Origin of the sequence: Oryzibacter oryziterrae (assembly GCF_021864535.1) — a bacterium.
Lineage (GTDB): Bacteria > Pseudomonadota > Alphaproteobacteria > Rhizobiales > Pleomorphomonadaceae > Pleomorphomonas > Pleomorphomonas oryziterrae.
The window spans coordinates 138,719-156,634 of record NZ_JAKJIC010000009.1 but is presented as its reverse complement, the minus strand read 5'-3'; the positions used below and the strand labels follow the sequence as shown (position 1 = coordinate 156,634).

The 17,916-nt window shown below is 64.3% G+C and carries 18 protein-coding genes; 10 read left to right on the top strand and 8 right to left on the bottom strand.

Annotated features, from left to right (window positions below):
* Both fliI and fliJ read left to right on the top strand, forming a co-directional pair.
* Entirely contained in the window at window positions 1-1,359 is a 1,359-nt protein-coding gene (gene fliI, locus L2I41_RS11710; protein ID WP_237153739.1) for a flagellar protein export ATPase FliI, read from the top strand.
* The gene (fliJ, locus tag L2I41_RS11705; RefSeq protein ID WP_237153738.1) at window positions 1,360-1,773 is read left to right on the top strand and encodes a flagellar export protein FliJ; all 414 of its coding nucleotides are present in this window, start codon (window positions 1,360-1,362) and stop codon (window positions 1,771-1,773) included. It abuts the gene before it with no gap.
* Window positions 1,774-1,898: 125 nt separating this feature from the next.
* Here fliJ and L2I41_RS11700 read toward each other — a convergent pair whose 3' ends face one another.
* Entirely contained in the window at window positions 1,899-2,129 is a 231-nt protein-coding gene (locus tag L2I41_RS11700; protein WP_237153737.1) for a hypothetical protein, read from the bottom strand.
* Between the two features lie 49 nt (window positions 2,130-2,178).
* Between L2I41_RS11700 and L2I41_RS11695 the strand changes: the two genes are divergently transcribed.
* The 3 genes from L2I41_RS11695 (at window position 2,179) to L2I41_RS11685 (ending at window position 3,663) form a co-directional block, all read left to right on the top strand.
* Window positions 2,179-2,916: a sulfotransferase-like domain-containing protein gene (locus tag L2I41_RS11695; RefSeq protein WP_237153736.1), complete on the top strand. Its 738-nt coding sequence runs from the start codon at window positions 2,179-2,181 to the stop codon at window positions 2,914-2,916.
* Window positions 2,917-3,001: 85 nt separating this feature from the next.
* A complete protein-coding gene (locus L2I41_RS11690; RefSeq protein ID WP_237153735.1) occupies window positions 3,002-3,268 on the top strand; it encodes an AbrB/MazE/SpoVT family DNA-binding domain-containing protein in 267 nt (88 codons plus the stop codon).
* A complete protein-coding gene (locus L2I41_RS11685) occupies window positions 3,265-3,663 on the top strand; it encodes a type II toxin-antitoxin system VapC family toxin (RefSeq protein ID WP_237153734.1) in 399 nt (132 codons plus the stop codon). Before L2I41_RS11690 ends, L2I41_RS11685 begins: the two co-directional genes overlap by 4 nt.
* A 30-nt stretch (window positions 3,664-3,693) precedes the next feature.
* Here L2I41_RS11685 and ychF read toward each other — a convergent pair whose 3' ends face one another.
* Window positions 3,694-4,788, bottom strand: a complete 1,095-nt coding sequence (gene ychF, locus L2I41_RS11680; RefSeq protein WP_237153733.1) for a redox-regulated ATPase YchF — start codon at window positions 4,786-4,788, stop codon at window positions 3,694-3,696.
* Between the two features lie 86 nt (window positions 4,789-4,874).
* Between ychF and L2I41_RS11675 the strand changes: the two genes are divergently transcribed.
* A complete protein-coding gene (locus L2I41_RS11675; protein ID WP_237153732.1) occupies window positions 4,875-5,996 on the top strand; it encodes a helix-turn-helix domain-containing protein in 1,122 nt (373 codons plus the stop codon).
* Here the strand turns inward: L2I41_RS11675 and L2I41_RS11670 are convergent.
* From L2I41_RS11670 to L2I41_RS11655, 4 genes are all read right to left on the bottom strand, one after another.
* A complete protein-coding gene (locus tag L2I41_RS11670; RefSeq protein WP_237153731.1) occupies window positions 5,927-6,937 on the bottom strand; it encodes a serine hydrolase domain-containing protein in 1,011 nt (336 codons plus the stop codon). The two genes, L2I41_RS11675 and L2I41_RS11670, sit on opposite strands and share 70 nt — an antisense overlap.
* A gap of 113 nt (window positions 6,938-7,050) precedes the next feature.
* The gene (locus L2I41_RS11665; protein ID WP_237153730.1) at window positions 7,051-7,536 is read right to left on the bottom strand and encodes a GNAT family N-acetyltransferase; all 486 of its coding nucleotides are present in this window, start codon (window positions 7,534-7,536) and stop codon (window positions 7,051-7,053) included.
* Window positions 7,537-7,579: 43 nt separating this feature from the next.
* On the bottom strand, window positions 7,580-8,311 hold the full coding sequence (pth, locus tag L2I41_RS11660; protein ID WP_237153729.1) for an aminoacyl-tRNA hydrolase: 732 nt from the start codon (window positions 8,309-8,311) through the stop codon (window positions 7,580-7,582).
* 193 nt (window positions 8,312-8,504) lie between these two features.
* Window positions 8,505-9,089, bottom strand: a complete 585-nt coding sequence (locus tag L2I41_RS11655) for a 50S ribosomal protein L25/general stress protein Ctc (RefSeq protein WP_237153728.1) — start codon at window positions 9,087-9,089, stop codon at window positions 8,505-8,507.
* 289 nt (window positions 9,090-9,378) lie between these two features.
* On the opposite strand from L2I41_RS11655, the gene L2I41_RS11650 reads away from it, so the two are divergent.
* The 3 genes from L2I41_RS11650 (at window position 9,379) to L2I41_RS11640 (ending at window position 13,769) form a co-directional block, all read left to right on the top strand.
* Window positions 9,379-10,803: a cytochrome P450 gene (locus tag L2I41_RS11650; RefSeq protein WP_237153727.1), complete on the top strand. Its 1,425-nt coding sequence runs from the start codon at window positions 9,379-9,381 to the stop codon at window positions 10,801-10,803.
* A gap of 14 nt (window positions 10,804-10,817) precedes the next feature.
* A complete protein-coding gene (locus L2I41_RS11645; RefSeq protein WP_237153726.1) occupies window positions 10,818-11,810 on the top strand; it encodes a lysophospholipid acyltransferase family protein in 993 nt (330 codons plus the stop codon).
* Window positions 11,811-11,993: 183 nt separating this feature from the next.
* A complete protein-coding gene (locus L2I41_RS11640) occupies window positions 11,994-13,769 on the top strand; it encodes an SUMF1/EgtB/PvdO family nonheme iron enzyme (protein ID WP_237153725.1) in 1,776 nt (591 codons plus the stop codon).
* An 88-nt stretch (window positions 13,770-13,857) separates the two neighbouring features.
* Here L2I41_RS11640 and L2I41_RS11635 read toward each other — a convergent pair whose 3' ends face one another.
* A complete protein-coding gene (locus L2I41_RS11635) occupies window positions 13,858-15,489 on the bottom strand; it encodes a caspase family protein (RefSeq protein WP_237153724.1) in 1,632 nt (543 codons plus the stop codon).
* Window positions 15,490-15,735: 246 nt separating this feature from the next.
* Between L2I41_RS11635 and L2I41_RS11630 the strand changes: the two genes are divergently transcribed.
* Entirely contained in the window at window positions 15,736-16,830 is a 1,095-nt protein-coding gene (locus L2I41_RS11630; RefSeq protein WP_237153723.1) for a serine hydrolase domain-containing protein, read from the top strand.
* Window positions 16,831-16,909: 79 nt separating this feature from the next.
* On the opposite strand, the gene L2I41_RS11625 is transcribed toward L2I41_RS11630, so the two are convergent.
* Complete coding sequence (locus tag L2I41_RS11625) at window positions 16,910-17,842, bottom strand: ribose-phosphate pyrophosphokinase (RefSeq protein ID WP_237153722.1); 933 nt, start codon at window positions 17,840-17,842, stop codon at window positions 16,910-16,912.
* Window positions 17,843-17,916 lie beyond the last annotated feature (74 nt).

Below are 17,916 nucleotides of genomic sequence, written 5' to 3'. Positions count from 1 at the left end.
ATGTCGCTTGACGGTCTCATTTCCGAAATCGCAAGGATCCGGCCGCTGGAGGTCTATGGACGGGTTTCCTCCGTCCAGGGGCTGCTGGTGGAAGTGGCCGGGCCGGTGCAGGAAATGAGCGTGGGATCGCGGCTGTCCGTGACCGGATTTGGCGGGTCGCAGGTGTCGGTGGAGGTGGTCGGCTTTCGGGGCGACAATGCCCTCTGCCTGCCGTTCGGCTCGATGGAGGGCGTCCGTCTCGGGGCAAAGGCGGCGATTGTTGCCAATGCGGCGACGGTCCGTCCGTCTTCTGCCTGGCTCGGTCGGGTGGTCAACGCCTTCGGTGAGCCGATCGACGGCAAGGGGCCGATCCATCAGGGAACGGACGAAATGCCGCTTCGGGCCTCGCCGCCGCAAGCAGCCGAGCGGACGCGCGTGGGCGGGCCGATCGATCTCGGCGTGCGCGTGCTCAACACCTTTGCGACCTGCTGCCGCGGTCAGCGCATGGGCATCTTTGCCGGCTCAGGTGTCGGCAAGTCGGTGCTGCTGTCGATGCTGGCGCGCTATACCGGGTGCGACGTGTCGGTGATCGGGCTTGTGGGCGAGCGCGGGCGCGAAGTGCAGGAGTTCATCGAGGACGACCTCGGGGAGGAGGGCCTTGCACGGTCCGTGGTGGTGGTGGCGACCTCCGACGAGTCGCCCTTGATGCGGCGCCAGGCAGCCTATCTGACGCTGACCGTTGCCGAGTTTTTCCGCGACCAGAGTCTCGACGTCCTGTGCCTCATGGACTCGGTGACGCGCTTTGCCATGGCCCAGCGCGAGATCGGCCTGTCGGCCGGCGAACCGCCGACGTCCAAGGGCTATACGCCGACGGTGTTCTCGGAACTGCCGCGCCTGCTCGAACGGGCTGGCCCGGGGCGTGCGAGCGGCGGATCGATCACCGGGCTGTTCACCGTGCTCGTGGACGGCGACAATCACAATGAGCCGGTCGCGGACGCCGTGCGCGGCATTCTGGACGGCCATATCGTCATGGAACGCGCCATCGCCGAGCGGGGGCGCTATCCGGCGGTGAACGTGCTGAAATCGGTATCGCGCACCATGCCGGGCTGCGTCGAGCCGGAGTTCCGCGACATGCTGCGTGACGCCAAGCGGCTGATGTCGACCTATACCGACATGGAGGAGCTGATCCGGCTCGGGGCCTATCGCAAGGGCACAAACCCCGAAGTTGACCAGGCGATTGCCCTCAACGGGCCGCTGGAGCGCTTTCTGACGCAAGGAAAGGAAGAAAACACGAGTCGATATGACGGATACCGCGAACTCGCTCACCTTTTGGAAAGTACTGTTGGGTTAAGGTACGACCATTCCGGGGAGTTCAAGTAAATGAAGTCGCGTAACAGTCTCATCCGGCTCAAGCGTTTCCAGGTCGACGAGAAACGTCGGCAAGTGGTGCAAATCGAGATGATGATCGCCGAGTTCGAGCGCATGGCGTCGGAACTCGATGACCAGATTCTGGCCGAGCAGAAGCGCTCGGGCATCACGGACATAACGCATTTCGCCTATCCGACCTTTGCCAAGGCGGCCATGGCGCGTCGTGACAATCTCATGGGGTCGGCCAACGATCTCAGGGGACAGCTCGATGCAGCACAGGCAGCCCTGTCCGAGGCCATTGAAGACATGAAGAAGATCGAGCTCCTCGAGGAGCGCGATCACCTGCGCGAACGTGGAGCGCAGGAGGCCGCCGAGCAGGATGCTCTCGACGAGGTGGCCGGCCGCATGAGCTATCGCTCGGCGTAAGGATTTGCCGTTTTGAAGGTCAAGCGGGCGGTGGCACCGAGGTGCTGCCGCCCTTTTTGCATTGCTCGGCCGGTCTTGGCGGTTCGTCCGGTCGCTTCACGCGCGTTCGAGGACTGTCGCTGCAGTCAGGGAGTGGACCATTCGGTCCAGGCTCCGGCGCCGGCGACGCCGGTCAACTGCCCGATGCCATCGACCGCCAATATGGACGTTTCGTCGATGCCGGATCGGGCCGCGACGATGGAAGCGGAGAGAAGCAGGACGGCGATCAGGAAGCGGATCATGATGGGCCTGTTGGCGAGCGAACTGTGGCCAGAATAGGACAGGGCGCTTGAACCCGACCCGAATCTCCTGTTCATCTGCGGTTCATGTGACGCCGTCTGGGCGCCAGGGGCTTGAGGAGAAGCAATGTCGCAGGAGATCGTTCGCATCGCCATGTGGTCGGGACCACGCAATATCTCCACCGCGATGATGCGATCCTTCGGCAACCGGGCCGACTGCCACGTCTGGGACGAGCCCTATTATGCGGCCTATCTCAAGACCACCGGCATCGTGCATCCGATGAATGCGGAGATACTCGCCGCCCATGAAAGCGATCCGTTGAAGGTGGAAGCGGCGCTGCTGGGCGCTCTGCCGCAGGGAAAGACGGTGTTCTACCAGAAGCACATGACCCACCACATGATCCCGGCCTTCTCGCTTGACTGGCTCGACCGGGTAACCAACGCCTTCCTGCTGCGCCATCCGGCCAGCGTGCTGGCCTCCTATGTGATGAAGCGAGAGGACGTCAGCCTCGACGACATCGGCTTTCGCCAGCAGGCGGAGATTTTCGATCGGGTCGCCGAGCGCACGGGCAAGGTGCCGGTGGTGGTGGAGGGGCGCGACGTGCTGGCCGATCCGGCGGCAACGCTCTCGCGGCTGTGTGGAGCGCTCGGCCTTGCCTTCGATCCGGCCATGCTGTCCTGGCCGGCCGGGCGGCGGGCGACCGATGGGGTCTGGGCGCCGCATTGGTATCATGCGGTGGAGGCTTCCACTGCCTTCGGACCGGACAAGGCCGATGCGGAGATCAGCGCCTTGCCGCTGGAACTGGCCCGGATCGCCGAGGCGGCCATGCCCTATTACGAGAAGCTCAGGGCGGTGAAGCTGTAGGCTGATCGCCTTGTCGGGTGGGTGGGCTCCTTGCAGATAAGGTAATTTTACATTACCTTGTCAGGGTGGGAAACGGAGGCGAGCCGTGGCGACCTTGTCCATTACCAGTCGTGGCCAGGTAACGCTGCGCCGTGACATCTTGCGTCATCTCGATCTGCAGCCAGGCGACAAGCTTCAGGTGGAACTCCTGCCGGATGGGCGGGCCGAGCTCAGGGCTGCGCGGCCCTCTGGCTCATTTTCGGCACTCCGCGGCGTCCTCAAGGGCAAGTCGGAGGACCGCGGTCTCACCATCGATGAAATCAACGAAGCGATTGCCGATGCCGGCGCCGAAGCGGGTGGCTTCAAGCGATGAAGGTCATTGCCGATACGAATGTGCTGGTGCGTCTCTTCACCGACGACGACCCTGCCCAATCCAAGGCAGCCGCCGAGGCGCTGGGCGCGGCTGAAGCGGTCTTTGTCAGCTTGCAGGTCTTCTGCGAGTTGGTCTGGGTGCTCGACCGCGCCTACAAAGTGGCAAAGGCGGATATTGCCGCCACCATCAGGGCGCTGCTTGAGACGCGCGGCGTGGTGGCCAACCGTGCCGCCGTCGAAGTCGGGCTTGCCTTCCTGGAAGGCGGTGGCGACTTTGCCGACGGGGTGATCGCCCATGACGGGCGTTTCATGGGCGGCGAGGTCTTTGTGTCCTTTGACAGACGAGCCGTCAAACTCGCCCAGCAGGCGGGGGCCGAGGCCCGCCTGCTGGACTGAAGCGCTGGAACACAGAGCGGGTGCGCGGGATCAGGTGTTGAACTTGAACAGCATCACGTCGCCGTCCTGCACCACATATTCCTTGCCTTCGTCGCGGGCCTTGCCCAGTTCCTTGCACTTGGCTTCGCCGTAGGTCATGTAGTCGTCGTAGCCGATGGTCTGGGCGCGGATGAAGCCGCGTTCGAAGTCGGTGTGGATGACGCCGGCGGCCTGCGGGGCCTTGGTGCCGGCCATGATGGTCCAGGCACGGCATTCCTTCGGGCCACAGGTGAAATAGGTGATCAGGCCGAGCAGCTCGTAGCCGGCGCGGATCAGGCGGTCGAGGCCGGGCTCTTCGAGGCCGAGGGTCTCCAGGAACTCCTTCTGCTCGGCATCGTCCAGCTGGGCGACTTCGGATTCGATGGCGGCGGAGATGATCACCGCCTTGGCGCCCTGGGAGGCGGCCATCTCGTAGACGCGGGCCGACTGGCTGTTGCCGGTGGCGGCCGAGGCTTCCTCGACATTGCAGACGTAGAGCACGGGCTTGGAGGTCAGCAGGTTCAGCGTCTTGAACGCCTGCTCGGAACCCTTGGGCACGCTGACCGTGCGGGCCGGCTTGCCGTCGCGCAGGGCCTCGAGGGCGAGGTCCATCAGCTCGACCTGTTCCTTGAGATCCTTGTCGCCGCCCTGGGCACGCTTGCGCAGCGGCACGACGCGGCGTTCGAGGCTGTCGAGGTCGGACAGCATCAGCTCGGTCTCGACGGTTTCGGCGTCGGCGATCGGATCGATGCGGCCTTCCACATGGGTGATGTCGCCATCCTCGAAGCAGCGCAGCACGTGGACGATGGCGTCGACTTCGCGGATGTTGGCAAGGAACTGGTTGCCGAGGCCTTCACCCTTGGAGGCGCCGCGCACGAGACCGGCGATGTCGACGAAGGTGATGCGCGTCGGCACGACCTGGGCGGACTTGGCCTTCTCGGCCAGCGGCGGCATGCGCGGATCGGGCACGGCCACTTCGCCGGTGTTCGGCTCGATGGTGCAGAAAGGATAGTTGGCAGCCTGCGCGGCGGCCGTCTTGGTGAGCGCGTTGAACAGCGTGGACTTGCCCACATTCGGCAGACCAACGATACCGCACTTGAAACCCATGGTGAAACTCGCAGAAAAGGGGCTAGTCAGAGATTTGCAGGCTGTGTGGCCTCTGAAGGCCGGGCCGTCAAGGGGAGAGTTGCCGATTGCAGGGATTGAATGAGTTCGCCGGCGCCCTGGGGTGGGCCGTGTTCGGGCAAGCGCTGTTGACCGCCGCCGTTCTGGCCGCCCAACCGGCGATCCGAACGCGGCAGCTCGCGTCGCTGGCCGTGGCGCTGGTGGGCCTTGCCGCAACGACGGTCACCTCGCTTGACGAGCCGCAGGAGGTCGGCGCCACGATCGAGCTCTATGGGCTCAACATCGTCGCCAGTTCCGTGATTGCACCGGCCTTCTTCATCCACTTGTTCGGGCTGAAAGAGCGATCGCTGCGGCGGCACGCGCTGCTTCCGGGTCTCGCTGGCCTGTTCGCGGTGCCGGCTGTCACCTTGGCGTTCATCGAACGGCCGGCGACCGTAGCCGACGTTGGCCCGGTTCTGATGCTCACGAGCGTGCCGCTTGTCGCGCTGGACATCGCGACGATGGGCTTGCAAGTGGTCTACATGGTCTCTGCAACGCGGCGGGTGTTGGCCAATCCCTCGCGTTCAAGCTGGTCGATGGCCTTGGTCGTCGGTCTTGGCGCCTTGCTGGCGCTGGAGATTGCGGCAATGGTGGCGGGGCCGCTGGGCGGCCTGTCGGAATTCGGCACGCGTCTGCTGGAGCTGCCGTCCATCGTCGCCGTTGCGACCTTGTCGGTGTTCGGTCTTGTTCGGGCGACGGGCCTTGTCGAGCGGCCCGCCCCTGTGGTGGCGACGATCGACAAGTATCTCAAGTCGCCTTTGCCGCCGGAGAGGGCCCAAGACGTCGCGATGCGGGCATTGGAGCTGCTTGAGCGGCCTGACGTTCACAGCGATTCCACGCTCAGTCTGCCCAAGCTTGCTTCCAAGGTCGGAGTCCGGCCGAATGTGCTGTCGCAGGCCCTGAATGGGGCCAAGGGGATCAGCTATGCGGACGCGGTCAACTCCGCCCGCGTGAGGGCTGCCTGCGTGCTGCTGTCCACGACCGAACTGCCGGTCGTGGACATTGCGATGGCCGTCGGCTTCAACTCGAAATCGACCTTCCACGCGGCCTTCTCGAGGCATGTCGGGCGGACACCGGCGGCTTATCGCACATCGCCGTCGAGCGTGTTGAACAGTTCGGCCAGCGCCGAATCCGACGGCGAAGCCCGATAGGTCGCGACAACACGATAGCGGTTGCTCCAGTTGATGAAGACCGCGCCCGTGTGCACTTCGCTGTCCGCAAGCGAAAGGTCGATCTGGCCGAAGTGCCAGAAGATCTGCCAGGGAGCTTCTTCATAGGCGAGGGCGCCGATGGAATAGACGATGCCGTTGCTGGTCTCGATCTTCGGCCAATCCTTGAGGTGGGTCCGCAACAGCCGGCTGGCGGGACGGAAATAGGCGGTGAAGCGACCATAGTCCGTCGCCGACATCTCCCAGCTGCCGTAGCCGGACATGATCTTCAGCTTCGGCATCAGTCGGGCGGTCTTGATGCCCACCGGGCGCAGGACAAGGCGTTTGCAGACAGCCTCATAGGGCTGGTGCGTCACCGTCTCGATGATCAGCGACAAGGCGGCATAGTTCATGTTGTTGTAGTTGAACGATGCGCCCGGGGTTTGCCCGAGCGGCTTGCTGAGGGCGATGGCCAACTGGGCCGGCAGGTTCTCTTTCGTCGGGTCGAAGTTGCCGAACGCGTTGCCCTGGCTTGGATCATAGGTGAGGCCGCTGGCGTGGGTCAGCAACTGCGCAACGGTCAGGTCGTAGACACGCTTGTCGCGGGGCGGATGGCTCTTCAGATAGGTGGCAAGCAGCGTTCGCAGTTTGGCGGTGTAGGAAAGCTTGCCGCTTTCCACCAGCCGCGTGACGCAAGCGCCGGTGATGGCCTTGGACAGGCTACCGACGGGGACGCGGGTCTCACTCGTGCGGTGGCCTTTACCAAAGCGAGCCACCACCTTGTCGCCATCGTAGACGACCATGCTGGCGTCGGCGATATGCTGGGCAACAGCCCATCCGGAAAAGTCGGCGATGAGGCGGGCCGGCAGTGTTGAGGCCTGCACCTGAGATGCCGGGGCGATAGACCAGACCAGAGCGACGGCGGCGAGAAGACGTTTGAGCATTTGAACTCCGTTGAAGCAGGAACAGCGACGCTCGTCTGCTAGCGGGTTCAGCTGTCTCAACGCGTCCGATCGTGCAGGATCGGACGGTCATGGGGCAATTCAGGACTACAAACTCACGGCGTTTTCGAGCCGCCTTCGGTCGCCTCGCCTTGAGACGGGATCATGAACACATTCAGTCCGTCCACGTCGCGCTCGATCAGGCGGAAGCCGCGGGAGAGATAGAAGGCCGTCTTGTCTTCGGTGGCGCAGAGATAACCCGTGGCGTGCTCGAGCCGTCGGGCTTCCTCTCGTGCAGCCTGGATGAGCTGCGAGGCTATTCCCCGGCGTCTTTCTGACGGCTCGACCCAAAGGGCCGCGATCCACGGCTTGAGGGTGGGGCGGGCATCGAGATCGTTGTCGATCAGGAAGACAGAGCCGAGATAGCGCCCCTCATCGTGGGCCACCAGGGCCAGAGGGATTCCGTTGCCCGATATCATGGCGTCCATTCCGGCGCGATAGTCGGTCAGGGAGACGCCGCTGTCGGTCCACCAGGCGTGCCAGCAGCGATTGGCGATGATGTCGGCCCACGCCGGATTTTCCTTCAGACTTGCGATACGCATCGGTGCCTGTCTCCGCTGCCATGGGATGGCTGAGGTCTGCGTCCTACCTTGGCCCTTTCCGAGTCGGCTTCTGGCCTGCCAGCAGGCCGCGCAGCACGGCGGCCATGGAGTTTTTCTCCTGTGGCGCGGCTTCGTCCGTCTTGGCCGGAGCTGCTGTTGCCTCGCCCGCGGGTGCTGCGGCCTCGGTCTTCGGCTTGCGCTCCTTCTTGGGCTCGGTGATCAGGTGGATGCGGTTGGCGAACGTGGCGTCCTGACCCTTGGCGAGATCGTCGGCATTGTCGGCGATGGCGGTCAGCAGCTGGTCGAGCCAGTCGCGGTCGGCCTTGGCGAAGTCGCCGAGCACATGGGCGTGGACGAGTTCCTTGACGCCGGGGTGACCGATGCCCAGGCGCATGCGGCGGTAGGCGTCGGTGATCTGCGAGGAGATGGAGCGGAGGCCGTTGTGACCGCCATGGCCGCCGCCGAGTTTCATGCGCAGCTTGCCGGGCGGCAGGTCGAGTTCGTCATGCATGACGACGACGTCGGCGGGCTGCAGCTTGAGAAACCGCACGGCGTCGCCAACGGATCGGCCGCTCTCGTTCATGTAGGTCTGCGGTTTCATGAGGAGCACGCGCTCGCCGCCGATCGTGCCCTCGGAGACTTCGGCCTGGAAGTTCTTGCGCCAGGCCGGGAAGCGATGGCGCGCGTGAACGGCGTCCGCCGCCATGAAGCCGATGTTGTGGCGATTGCCGGCATATTTGGGGCCAGGATTGCCGAGACCGACGAGAATGAGCACGCATGCCTCCAAATGAAAAAAGGTTCCGATCTTGCGACCGGAACCCTGGCAAAGCCAACTCGCCAGGATGCTGACGCATCGGCTCGTTGAAGACATTTCGAATTTCTCATTTGCACCAGGGGCACGAGAAATTCGAAAGCAGCACGCCAAGTGTCATTTCCATGCCACTTGGCATAATCGGTCAACCGGGCGATCAGGCGCCGGCGGACTGGGAGGCGGACGAACCGGTCACCGAGGCGATGGTGAAATCGCCCTGCTCGACGACGGTGGCGCCTTCCGGCAGCTTCACGGCGGAGATGTGGATCGAGTCGCCGATGTCGGCGGTCTGCAGATCGACAACCACATGCTGCGGGATCGCGTTGGCGGTCACGGTCAGCTTGACTTCATGGGCGACGACGTTGAGAACGCCACCGCGCTTGAGGCCAGGCGAGAGCTCCTGGTTGATGAACTGCACCGGCACGTTCACGGTCAGCTTGGTGCTGTCGGTGACGCGGATGAAGTCGACGTGCACGAGCGTGTCACGGACCGGATCCAGCTGATAGTCGCGCGGCAGGACCTTGATCGGGGTGCCGTCGACCTTGATGGTCGCGACATTGGTCTTGAAGCCACCGGCATGCAGCTTCAGGAACACTTCCTTCGCGTTGACGGCGATGGAGAGCGGGGCCTGCTTGTCGCCGTAGATCACGGCGGGAATCTTTCCCTCGCGGCGGAGAGCACGGGCGGACCCCTTTCCCACCCGTTCGCGCGCGGAGGCTTCGAGCTCGTAGGTCTGAGCCATGATATGTTGCCTTCCTATGCAAAAACGACAATAGCGACCGATGCGGTTGCCATCGGTCCGGCGCTCCCTCCAGGGGGGTCGGCGCGGACGGGCGGGCTATAGCGGAAATCAGGCGCAAGCGCAAGGCAAACACGGCCCTCACGTTGTTTTGTCGGCAGAGGTGTTGGCTGAAGGGATGGCGCGTTTGCCGCGACTTCGGTAAACAGGCAGCAAGGCACGTGATTGGCCCGCAGTGCGGGACAGCCAGCGGATTTCAGAGCGTTTGTGATTTGAGGCGTCGATGGACAACATGACTTTGGAAGCCGGAGCGGCCGGCGCAGCGCCAAAGCCGGCGGCTCGCAAGGCCAAGCCCTTTGTTCCGCCCTATCCCGAGCGACCGGAGAAGTGGCTGCATTTCATCGACCTCATCAAGGTGGCGCGCAACAATTTCCTCGCGATCTTTCCCAAGCGCGCCTATGGCAACGCGCAGATCGATGGCAAGTTGATCCGTCGGCCGGTGATGCTGATCAACGTGCCGGAGATGGTGCAGGAAGCCTTCGTCAAGAAGCATACTGCCTTCCAGCGCAAGAGCCCGCAGATGCGGCATGCGCTTCAGCCGTTGCTCGGTGACGGACTGTTCGTGTCGGACGGCAAGGTATGGGAGGAACGGCGCAAGATCGTCGGTCCCATCATCCATACCAACAGGCTTGGCGAGTTCCTGCCGACCATGATCAGCGTGATCGGTGAGCGGCGCGAGGAATGGTTCAGCCAGCCCGACGGCCAGACGGTGGACGTGCTGTCGGAAATGGCGCGGCTGACCGCTGGGGTCATCTGCAAATCGGTGTTCGGCAGCACGCTCAGCCGGCATCATGCGGACGAGATCGTTGGTGGCTTCTTCGACTATCAGCGGCATATCGACCAGATCGACGTCATGTCGCTGCTCGGCCTGCCCGACTGGGTGCCGCGTCACCGCAGCCGGCTGATCCGCAACGCCGGCAACCGAATCCTGGCGCCGGTGAACGAGATCATTGCCTCCATCGCCGAGACGGGGCGGGACGATTCCATCATCTCCTCGCTGCTCAAGGCCAAGGACAGCCACGGCCAGCCGCTCAGCCGCGACGCGATCCGCAACGAGGCGGCGGTGATCTTCATGGCCGGCTATGAGACCACGGCCACGACGCTGGCCTGGGCCTGGTATCTGGTGTCTCAGGACGCCGACGTGCGGGCGCGTCTGCACAAGGAAGTGGACGCAGCACTCGGCGATCGCGAGCCGACGCACCAGGATCTCGCCAAGCTGGAGTTCACCCGGGCGATCATCGAGGAGACGCTGCGGCTCTATCCGCCGGTGCCGCTGCTGGCCCGCGAGGCCTTGCGCGACGAGACCGTCAACGGCAAGCCCGTCAAGAAGGGGACGATCCTGCTGGTCTCGCCCTGGCTGCTGCATCGCAACCCGAAGCTCTGGAAGCAGCCGGATGCCTTCGTGCCCGATCGCTTCATGCCGACGGCCACCGAGAAGCCGGGCAAGTATGCCTATATTCCCTTCTCGACCGGCCCGCGCGTCTGCGCCGGGCTGACCTTCGGTCTGACCGAGGCCATCCTGGCGCTGGCCATGCTGGCGCGGCATTTCGACCTGCAGCTCGGCGAAGACGCCCATGTGCAGGCGGTCTGCCGGTTGACGCTGCGACCGGGCGACACGCTTCCCATGCGGATCCATCGCCGCGCCAAGGCGGCCTGAGAGCGGGGGCAGCGGTGACCATTCCCTTCTCCGAGACCCGGGCGCCGGAGCCCGAGCCTGTTCCGCTCGCCGCGCTGGCAGAGGGCGCAGAGGGGCGCAAGCGCTGGCGTGCGCATTGGATCTGGGCGCCGCTCTGGGGGCTCTATGCCTACTCCCTGCACTATGGACTGAGGCTGCTGCCGCCCATCCTGACGCCGCGCGTCGGCGCCCGGCTCGGCCGCATTGCCGCCTGGCACCATCGCAAGGCCAAGTTCGTCGGTCGCATGCAGCGGATGATCCAGCTGATCCACAAGCGCAGCGGCGCGGGCTCGACGCCCGCCGAGGCGGTGTTGCCAGCCTGGTTCGAACATACGGGCCGCGCGCTCGTGGAATTCGCCCAGGTGGATCGCTTCTACCCGCGCGGCGATGTGGAGGTGGTGGGGCGCGAGCATTTCGATGCGGCGATGGCCCTTGGGCGCCCCGTGATCATCACCGGCGTGCATCTGGCCAATTGGGAAGCCCTGATCGCCCTTGTGTTCCATCGCGATTTTGCGCCCGATGCCCGCGGTGTCTACCAGCCGCAGCCCAATCGCTTCGAGAACCGCATGGTGCACTGGGTGCGCAAGCGGCATGGCGGCTTCATGCTGCCGCCGGGGCCGAAGACGGCCTTCCGCCTGATGAGCAAGTTGAAGGACGAGCGCGGCGTGCTGCTGCTGTTCATCGACGAGGTGCACGAGAAGAACATCCAGTTTCCGCTGTTTGGCCGACCGGTGCCGGCGAGCGGCAACATCGTCAACATGGCCAAGTTTGCGCTGGCAACCGACGCCATACTTCTGCCGGCCTTCAATGTCAGGGTGAAGGATACATCATTCCGCCTGACTTTCCTGCCGCCCGTCGAGGCGGAGCGGAGCGGCAGCAAGAACGAGAATATCGCGGTGACCGTGCGCCGGATGAACGCGATCTACGAGCCGATCGTCCGCGATCATCTTGAGCAATGGTACATGCTGGCTGAACTGCGGATGAAGTGAGCTTGAGCTGGCGCACTGTCCTTTTGTGCTGACGGCTCGAGCATCCCGTAATATGTTCACAATTCGTTTGTAGTGGGGCGTTCAAACCGGGCGTCGGCGTGGCTCAATGCCGTGAGACTTGAGCCGCCGCCTGTCAATCAGGGTGCTTCAGCCTGATCGGCAGGGAGCTTCAGGGGGTGAAACATGCGACTGCTCAGTGCGCTCATGATCACGCTTGCCATGGCGGTGTCGGCCCACGCGTCGACACGCGTGGCACTCGTCATCGGCAATGGCGGCTACGAGAAGCTGTCGCGTCTTGAAAACCCGACGCATGACGCGGAAGCCGTTGCCGGCATGCTGCGCGCCAACGGCTTCGACGTGGAAGAGGCAACCGATCTGACGCGCGCCGATTTTCTCGACAGCCTCGAAGCCTTCCAGGCGAAGGCGTCCGGAGCGGAGCTGGCTGTTGTCTATTACGCCGGTCACGGCATGGAGGTTGACGGCAAGGACGTGCTGGCGCCCGTCGACATGGAACTTTCCTGCGAGACCCGTGAGGCAAAGCGATCAGTGCCACTGTCGGCGCTGTTCGAGGCGGCCGACGGGGCGCAGTCCAAGGTGGTGCTACTCGATGCCTGCCGATCCGATCCGTTCCCGTCCTGCCCCAAGCGGGGCACGGAGGATTCGGGCTTTCGCGGCCTGACGCGGGTCAACTCCTCCGGATCGACGCTGATCGCCAGTGCGACGCTGTCGGGCTCGGTGGCCGCCGACGGCAAGCCCGGCCAGCACTCGCCCTTCACCCAAGCGCTGCTCGCGCGCTTTGAAAACGGCAAGACGGTGCCCTTCCGCGATCTGCTCGATCAGGTGGCCGAGGATGTGCGCGTGGCCACCGATGGCGTGCAGATCCCCGAGGTAACGAGCCGCGGCGGCGCGCCGAAGATCTGTCTGGCCGGCGAAAATTGCGATGGCGCTCAGGCCGAACCGCTGACGCGCGTGGTGATGAACGTGCCGGCCACCAAGGTGGTACCGCAGACCGATCATTCCGTCGGATCGAGCTTCCGCGACTGCTCGGATTGTCCCGAGATGGTGGTGTTGCCGGCAGGATCGTTCAAGCTGGGCTCGCCGGCGACGGAAGTCGGCCGGGATGCGTCCGAAGGGCCGCAGGTGGACGAGACCATCGCCAAGCCCTTTGCCGTGTCCAAGACCGAAATCACCTTCGATGCCTTCGAGACCTGCCGCATGGAAGGCGGCTGTCCCGGCGAGACGCCCAAGGACGCCGGCTGGGGTCGTGGCAATCGGCCGGTCATCTATGTGGATCATGCGGACGCCGAGGCCTATGCGGCCTGGCTGACGGCTTCCACGGGCCATCGCTATCGCCTGCTCACCGAAGCCGAATGGGAATATGCAGCCCGAGGCGGGACCACGACGCCTTATCCGACCGGCACCGGCCTGCCCAAGAGCGCCGCCAATGTCGACTTCTCCCAAAGCGGCGATGTGACCTTGGCCTCGGCCTATCTTGGCAAGACGTCCGAGGTTGGCGCCTATCCGCCCAATCCCTTCGGCTTGCAGGACATGACCGGCAATGTGGCCGAATGGGTTGCCGACTGCTGGTCGCCTGACCATGCGGGGGCGCCGGCCGACGGCACCTCGCGCGGCGGTGACTGCACGCGGCGCGTGGTCAAGGGCGGCGCCTGGTATTTCGAGCCGGCAGCCGCACGCAGCGCGGCGCGGGCGAGCTATCCGTCCGACAAGCGGCTCAACGTGATCGGCTTCCGCGTGGCGCGGGAGATCGAGACGACCGGCGAGGTTATCGCTCCCGCCCCTGTGCCGGCCGCTGTTGCCGTGCCTCCGGTCAAGCCGGCGGCAAAGCCGGGCAAGTTGCCCAAGGCGTCGGACAAGAATGTGGTCGAGAAGCTCGTCGACGGCCTGCCGTCTGTGCCGACACCCAAGGTGCCGCGCGTGTTGCGGGACCTGTTCAACTGAGCGCATGGCACGGACTTATTGACAGATGCAGAAAGGGCGACCGGCCGAAAAGCCAGTCGCCCTTTGCTTGTCTCGGGGGACCCTGATGTCAGAAGGCCCGAACCAGCGCGTTTTGCGCCTCGCTGATCTGTGGCTTCTGCTCGAGGCCGAAGGACTTGCGGGCGGTGATGCGGACGCGGTGGGCGGTGTAGACATAGAGCTCGACGCTATCGATCTTGCGGTCGTCATTGCCGATGGGAGCCGCGTCGGCGGAACCGGACAGGCCTTCCAGCAGGTAACGCGTGAACAGGCCGGTTCCGAGGTCCGGGTCGACGAGCGTTGCCTGATCACGATCGGCTGCCGTGAGCACGGTCAGGCCGGCGATGGCCCGGTCGGGCAGCACGGCGGCCTGGGATTCCGGCAGGTTCGGCGGATCGATCATGGCGCTGATCGAGGTGGGGAACGAGGCTTCCAGCCAGACGGTCACCGACTGGGCACCGACGGAGCCAAGCGCCTCGTAGAGGTCCTGCAGCGGCAGACCGGTTTCACCCAGCTTGGCCGGGTCGGCGTTGGCGGGCAGGATATAGGACTTGCCCGAGGCGGGATCGGTATAGCCAAGGGCCGAGATGTAGACCGTCAGGTTCGATTTCGCCGGCAGTTTGGCGAGCGGTCCGTCCTTGCCGAAGAAGGCCTTCAGTCCGGCCGCGCTGGTATCGGTGGCGAGATGGACAGCGTCCTTGCCATAGCCGAGCTTGCCGACGGCGGCCTTCATGGCCTCCAAGTCGTTGACGGCGCTGGCATGCGCGGGCAGCGGGCTTGCGTAGCCGGATACGCTGACCAGGAGCACCTGATCGGTCGGCTGGGCGGTGGCCTTGGCGTCGCGATAGATGGTGATGATCTTCTCATGCACCTGCGCAGCCGGTCCGCTGCCGAGTCTATCCGCCTGACAGGAGAGGGCGGTCACCGACGCGCAGAACTTGCGGCCGGTCTTCCTTTCGATGGACAGGATCTCTTCCGGCGGCAGATAGCCCGAGATGCGGATGCAATCGTCGGGGCACCAGCTGATGTTGTTCTGCTTGGCCAGACGGGAGAGGTCATCAAGCGACTTCAGGCTGCCGGTGGGACGGGGCAGGCAGGTGCCGGCACACGGGCGCAGACCCGGCTTCCAGCCATAGACGTCCTTGAGCGCAGCGTAGAGGTCGCCATCGACGCAGGAGATGGACGCATCGGAGAAGGTTGCCGGCTCGCGGATCACCGGCTTGGCGGGTTTGGGCTTGCCCGGTTTGGAGGTTGCGATCGGTTTGGGGGACAGTTCGGGGCATCCCCTGGCGCCGGCAAGACTGCCGTTCGCGCAGAGGCAGTTCGTCTGTCCCGGACCGGCGCAGATCGGGAGCTTCGGTTTTGCCATGGCCGCGGGCTGATAGAGGTTTCGGCTGCTGTCATCTCCCTCGTGGCTGCCTTCGGGGGACGTATTCGAAGTCGGACGGTCGTTTCCGCCCGTGTCGGTTGAACCGCCATTGCCGCCGGTGACGCCACCGCCTTGCGAACCGCCGTCGTCAGTCTGGCCACCCGTATCCGGTGGGCCGCCGTTGCCAGGCGTGGCGTCACCGCCATCCTGACCGGGGGGGCGATCGATGGTCACCTGAACGGAGATGACGGGCGGCTTCAATGCCAACGCGCCATCCTTGATCTGCAGATGGATCAGGCCCAGGGCATTGGCAGTCGGGGGGAAGGCAAACATGCCGACCAAGACAGCCCAAGAGGCTGCTTTGCAGAGAAATGACATTGAGCAACTCCCGAAAAGGGCAGCAAGGCAATAAGGCAATTGCGTGCAGCATATCACGTTCCACGCTCTTGATCTGCCCGGCTATACGGATTTTTCCGATTTGTCGCTCATGATGGTCTGGAAATGGGGGGAGGGCTGCCGAGCGCAAATGCCCTCTATGGTCGCCGGTCGAGTTCGGCGGCATGTCGGACGGGGGATTTCATGAAGTTGCTTGCCTGCCTGTTGGCTCTTTCCGGTGCGCTCGTTCCCTGGCGCGCGGAGGCCTCGCCAACCATCCAGGCCGTTGATGCCCTTGCCAAGACGGTTGTCGGCAAGGACACGCCCGGTCTGGCGATCCTGGTCATGCGCGATGGCGACGTGCTGCACATGAAGGGCTACGGTTTTGCCGATCTCGACGACGAGACGCCTGTCGACGAGGACACCATCTTCGATCTGGCGTCCATGTCGAAGAACGAGACGGCGCTGGCGGCCCGGCTGCTGATCGAGGACGGGCTCCTTGAGGAGGATACGCCGGTATCCGATATCCTGCCGGACTTCGACGGGCAGGACGAGCGCTATCGGCCGATCACCGTTGGCGATCTGATCCATCACGTGGCCGGTTTGCCCGACTACCTCAACGACGACGGCTTCGACTATGAAGACGACATGGACAACGCCGCCGTGGTGTCCTGGCTCGCGGGCCAGCCTCTGGTACGCGCCCCCGGCACCAAGTTCGATTACTCCAACAGCGGCTATGTGACGCTGGCCAGCGTGGTCGCCGCAGCCGATGGCAAGTCGTCCTTGCGCGACGTGCTGCGCAATCGCGTCTGGGGGCCGCTCGGCATGACGTCGACCAATATTGCCTCGCTTGCCAAGGACATTCCCGAAAGCCAGATGGTGACCGGCTACAAGGGCAGCAACGGCAAGTTCGAGGAGAACATGGAGCCGACCGTGGTGCAGGGCGATGGCAGCGTCTTCACCAACCTCAGCGATCTCGCGCTCTATGAAAAGGCGCTGGCGACCAACGAGTTGCTCGACGAAGATGCGACCGCCTCCCTGTTCACCAATGGCACCTTCGACAATGGCCAGCCGATCGATGACGGCGAGGGCTCCGGTTACGGCTATGGATGGAGCATCTCCATCTGGAACGGCAACAGCTACGCCAGCCACAGCGGCAGCTGGATGGGCACAGCCACCTATTTCCAGCGCAATCTCACCACCGGGCTGACCGTGATCGTGCTTGCCAACGGTGAGGATCTGGACACCGAGAGCCTTGGTTCGCAGATCGAAGCCGCGGTGGTCAAGGCCGGCGAATAGGCAAAGGCAGGCCTGCAAAGACAAACGGCCGGTTCGTGGAACCGGCCGTGCAGGATTTGTCTGGCTGTCGCCGCGACTGTCAGTCGAACAGGCTCGACACCGACTGCTCGTGCGCGGTGCGGGCGATGGCCTCGCCGATCAGCGGAGCGATCGAGATGGAGCGCAGCTTGGGGCTGGCCTCGAAGTCCTTGGTCGGGGCGATGGAGTTGGTGAACACCATTTCCTTGAGCTTGGAGGCGGTGATGCGGGCGACGGCGCCGCCAGAGAGCACGCCGTGCGTGGCATAGGCGGTGACGGAGTTGGCGCCCTTGGCCAGCAGCGCTTCGGCGGCGTTGCACAGCGTGCCACCGGAATCGACGATGTCGTCGACCAGGATGCAGTCGCGGCCATCGACGGCGCCGATGATGTTCATGACTTCCGATTCGCCCGGACGCTCGCGACGCTTGTCGACGATGGCGAGCGGGGCGTCGATGCGCTTGGCCAGCGCGCGCGCGCGCACCACGCCGCCGACGTCCGGCGAGACGATCACCACGTTGCCGGTCTGGTAGCGTTCCTTGATGTCGCGCACGAAGACCGGCGCGGCAAACAGGTTGTCGGTGGGGATGTCGAAGAAGCCCTGGATCTGGCCGGCGTGCAGATCCATGGTCAGCACGCGGTCAACGCCGGCATTGGTGATCAGGTTGGCGACGAGCTTTGCCGAGATGGGGGTGCGGCCGGAAGAGCGGCGATCCTGGCGGGCATAGCCGAAATAGGGCAGAACCGCAGTGATTCGCTTTGCCGACGAACGACGCAGGGCGTCGGTGATGATCAGGAGCTCCATCAGATTGTCGTTAGCCGGGTAGCTGGTCGGCTGAATGACGAAGACGTCCTCACCGCGGACGTTTTCCAGGATTTCGACGAAAATCTCCTGATCGGCGAAGCGGCGGACCAGTGTCTGCGTCAGGGGCAGCTCCAGATAATCCGCGACCTCCGCGGCAAGCTTGGGGTTGGCGTTGCCGGCGACGAGCTTCATGAGCATAGCCCTTTGATTGTGGGTCGGATTGCCAGCCAGGGAGCCACGCAATCCAGGCGCTGGAAAATTGAGGG

Excerpts from the sequence above, each read along its gene's own strand:
- fliI (WP_237153739.1), top strand. The coding sequence starts at position 1 with ATGTCGCTTGACGGTCTCATTTCCGAAATCGCAAGGATCCGGCCGCTG.
- fliJ (WP_237153738.1), top strand. The coding sequence starts at position 1,360 with ATGAAGTCGCGTAACAGTCTCATCCGGCTCAAGCGTTTCCAGGTCGAC.
- L2I41_RS11700 (WP_237153737.1), bottom strand. The coding sequence starts at position 2,129 with ATGAACAGGAGATTCGGGTCGGGTTCAAGCGCCCTGTCCTATTCTGGC.
- L2I41_RS11695 (WP_237153736.1), top strand. The coding sequence starts at position 2,179 with ATGTCGCAGGAGATCGTTCGCATCGCCATGTGGTCGGGACCACGCAAT.
- L2I41_RS11685 (WP_237153734.1), top strand. The coding sequence starts at position 3,265 with ATGAAGGTCATTGCCGATACGAATGTGCTGGTGCGTCTCTTCACCGAC.
- ychF (WP_237153733.1), bottom strand. The coding sequence starts at position 4,788 with ATGGGTTTCAAGTGCGGTATCGTTGGTCTGCCGAATGTGGGCAAGTCC.
- L2I41_RS11670 (WP_237153731.1), bottom strand. The coding sequence starts at position 6,937 with ATGCTCAAACGTCTTCTCGCCGCCGTCGCTCTGGTCTGGTCTATCGCC.
- L2I41_RS11665 (WP_237153730.1), bottom strand. The coding sequence starts at position 7,536 with ATGCGTATCGCAAGTCTGAAGGAAAATCCGGCGTGGGCCGACATCATC.
- L2I41_RS11655 (WP_237153728.1), bottom strand. The coding sequence starts at position 9,089 with ATGGCTCAGACCTACGAGCTCGAAGCCTCCGCGCGCGAACGGGTGGGA.
- L2I41_RS11650 (WP_237153727.1), top strand. The coding sequence starts at position 9,379 with ATGACTTTGGAAGCCGGAGCGGCCGGCGCAGCGCCAAAGCCGGCGGCT.
- L2I41_RS11640 (WP_237153725.1), top strand. The coding sequence starts at position 11,994 with ATGCGACTGCTCAGTGCGCTCATGATCACGCTTGCCATGGCGGTGTCG.
- L2I41_RS11635 (WP_237153724.1), bottom strand. The coding sequence starts at position 15,489 with ATGTTTGCCTTCCCCCCGACTGCCAATGCCCTGGGCCTGATCCATCTG.
- L2I41_RS11630 (WP_237153723.1), top strand. The coding sequence starts at position 15,736 with ATGAAGTTGCTTGCCTGCCTGTTGGCTCTTTCCGGTGCGCTCGTTCCC.
- L2I41_RS11625 (WP_237153722.1), bottom strand. The coding sequence starts at position 17,842 with ATGAAGCTCGTCGCCGGCAACGCCAACCCCAAGCTTGCCGCGGAGGTC.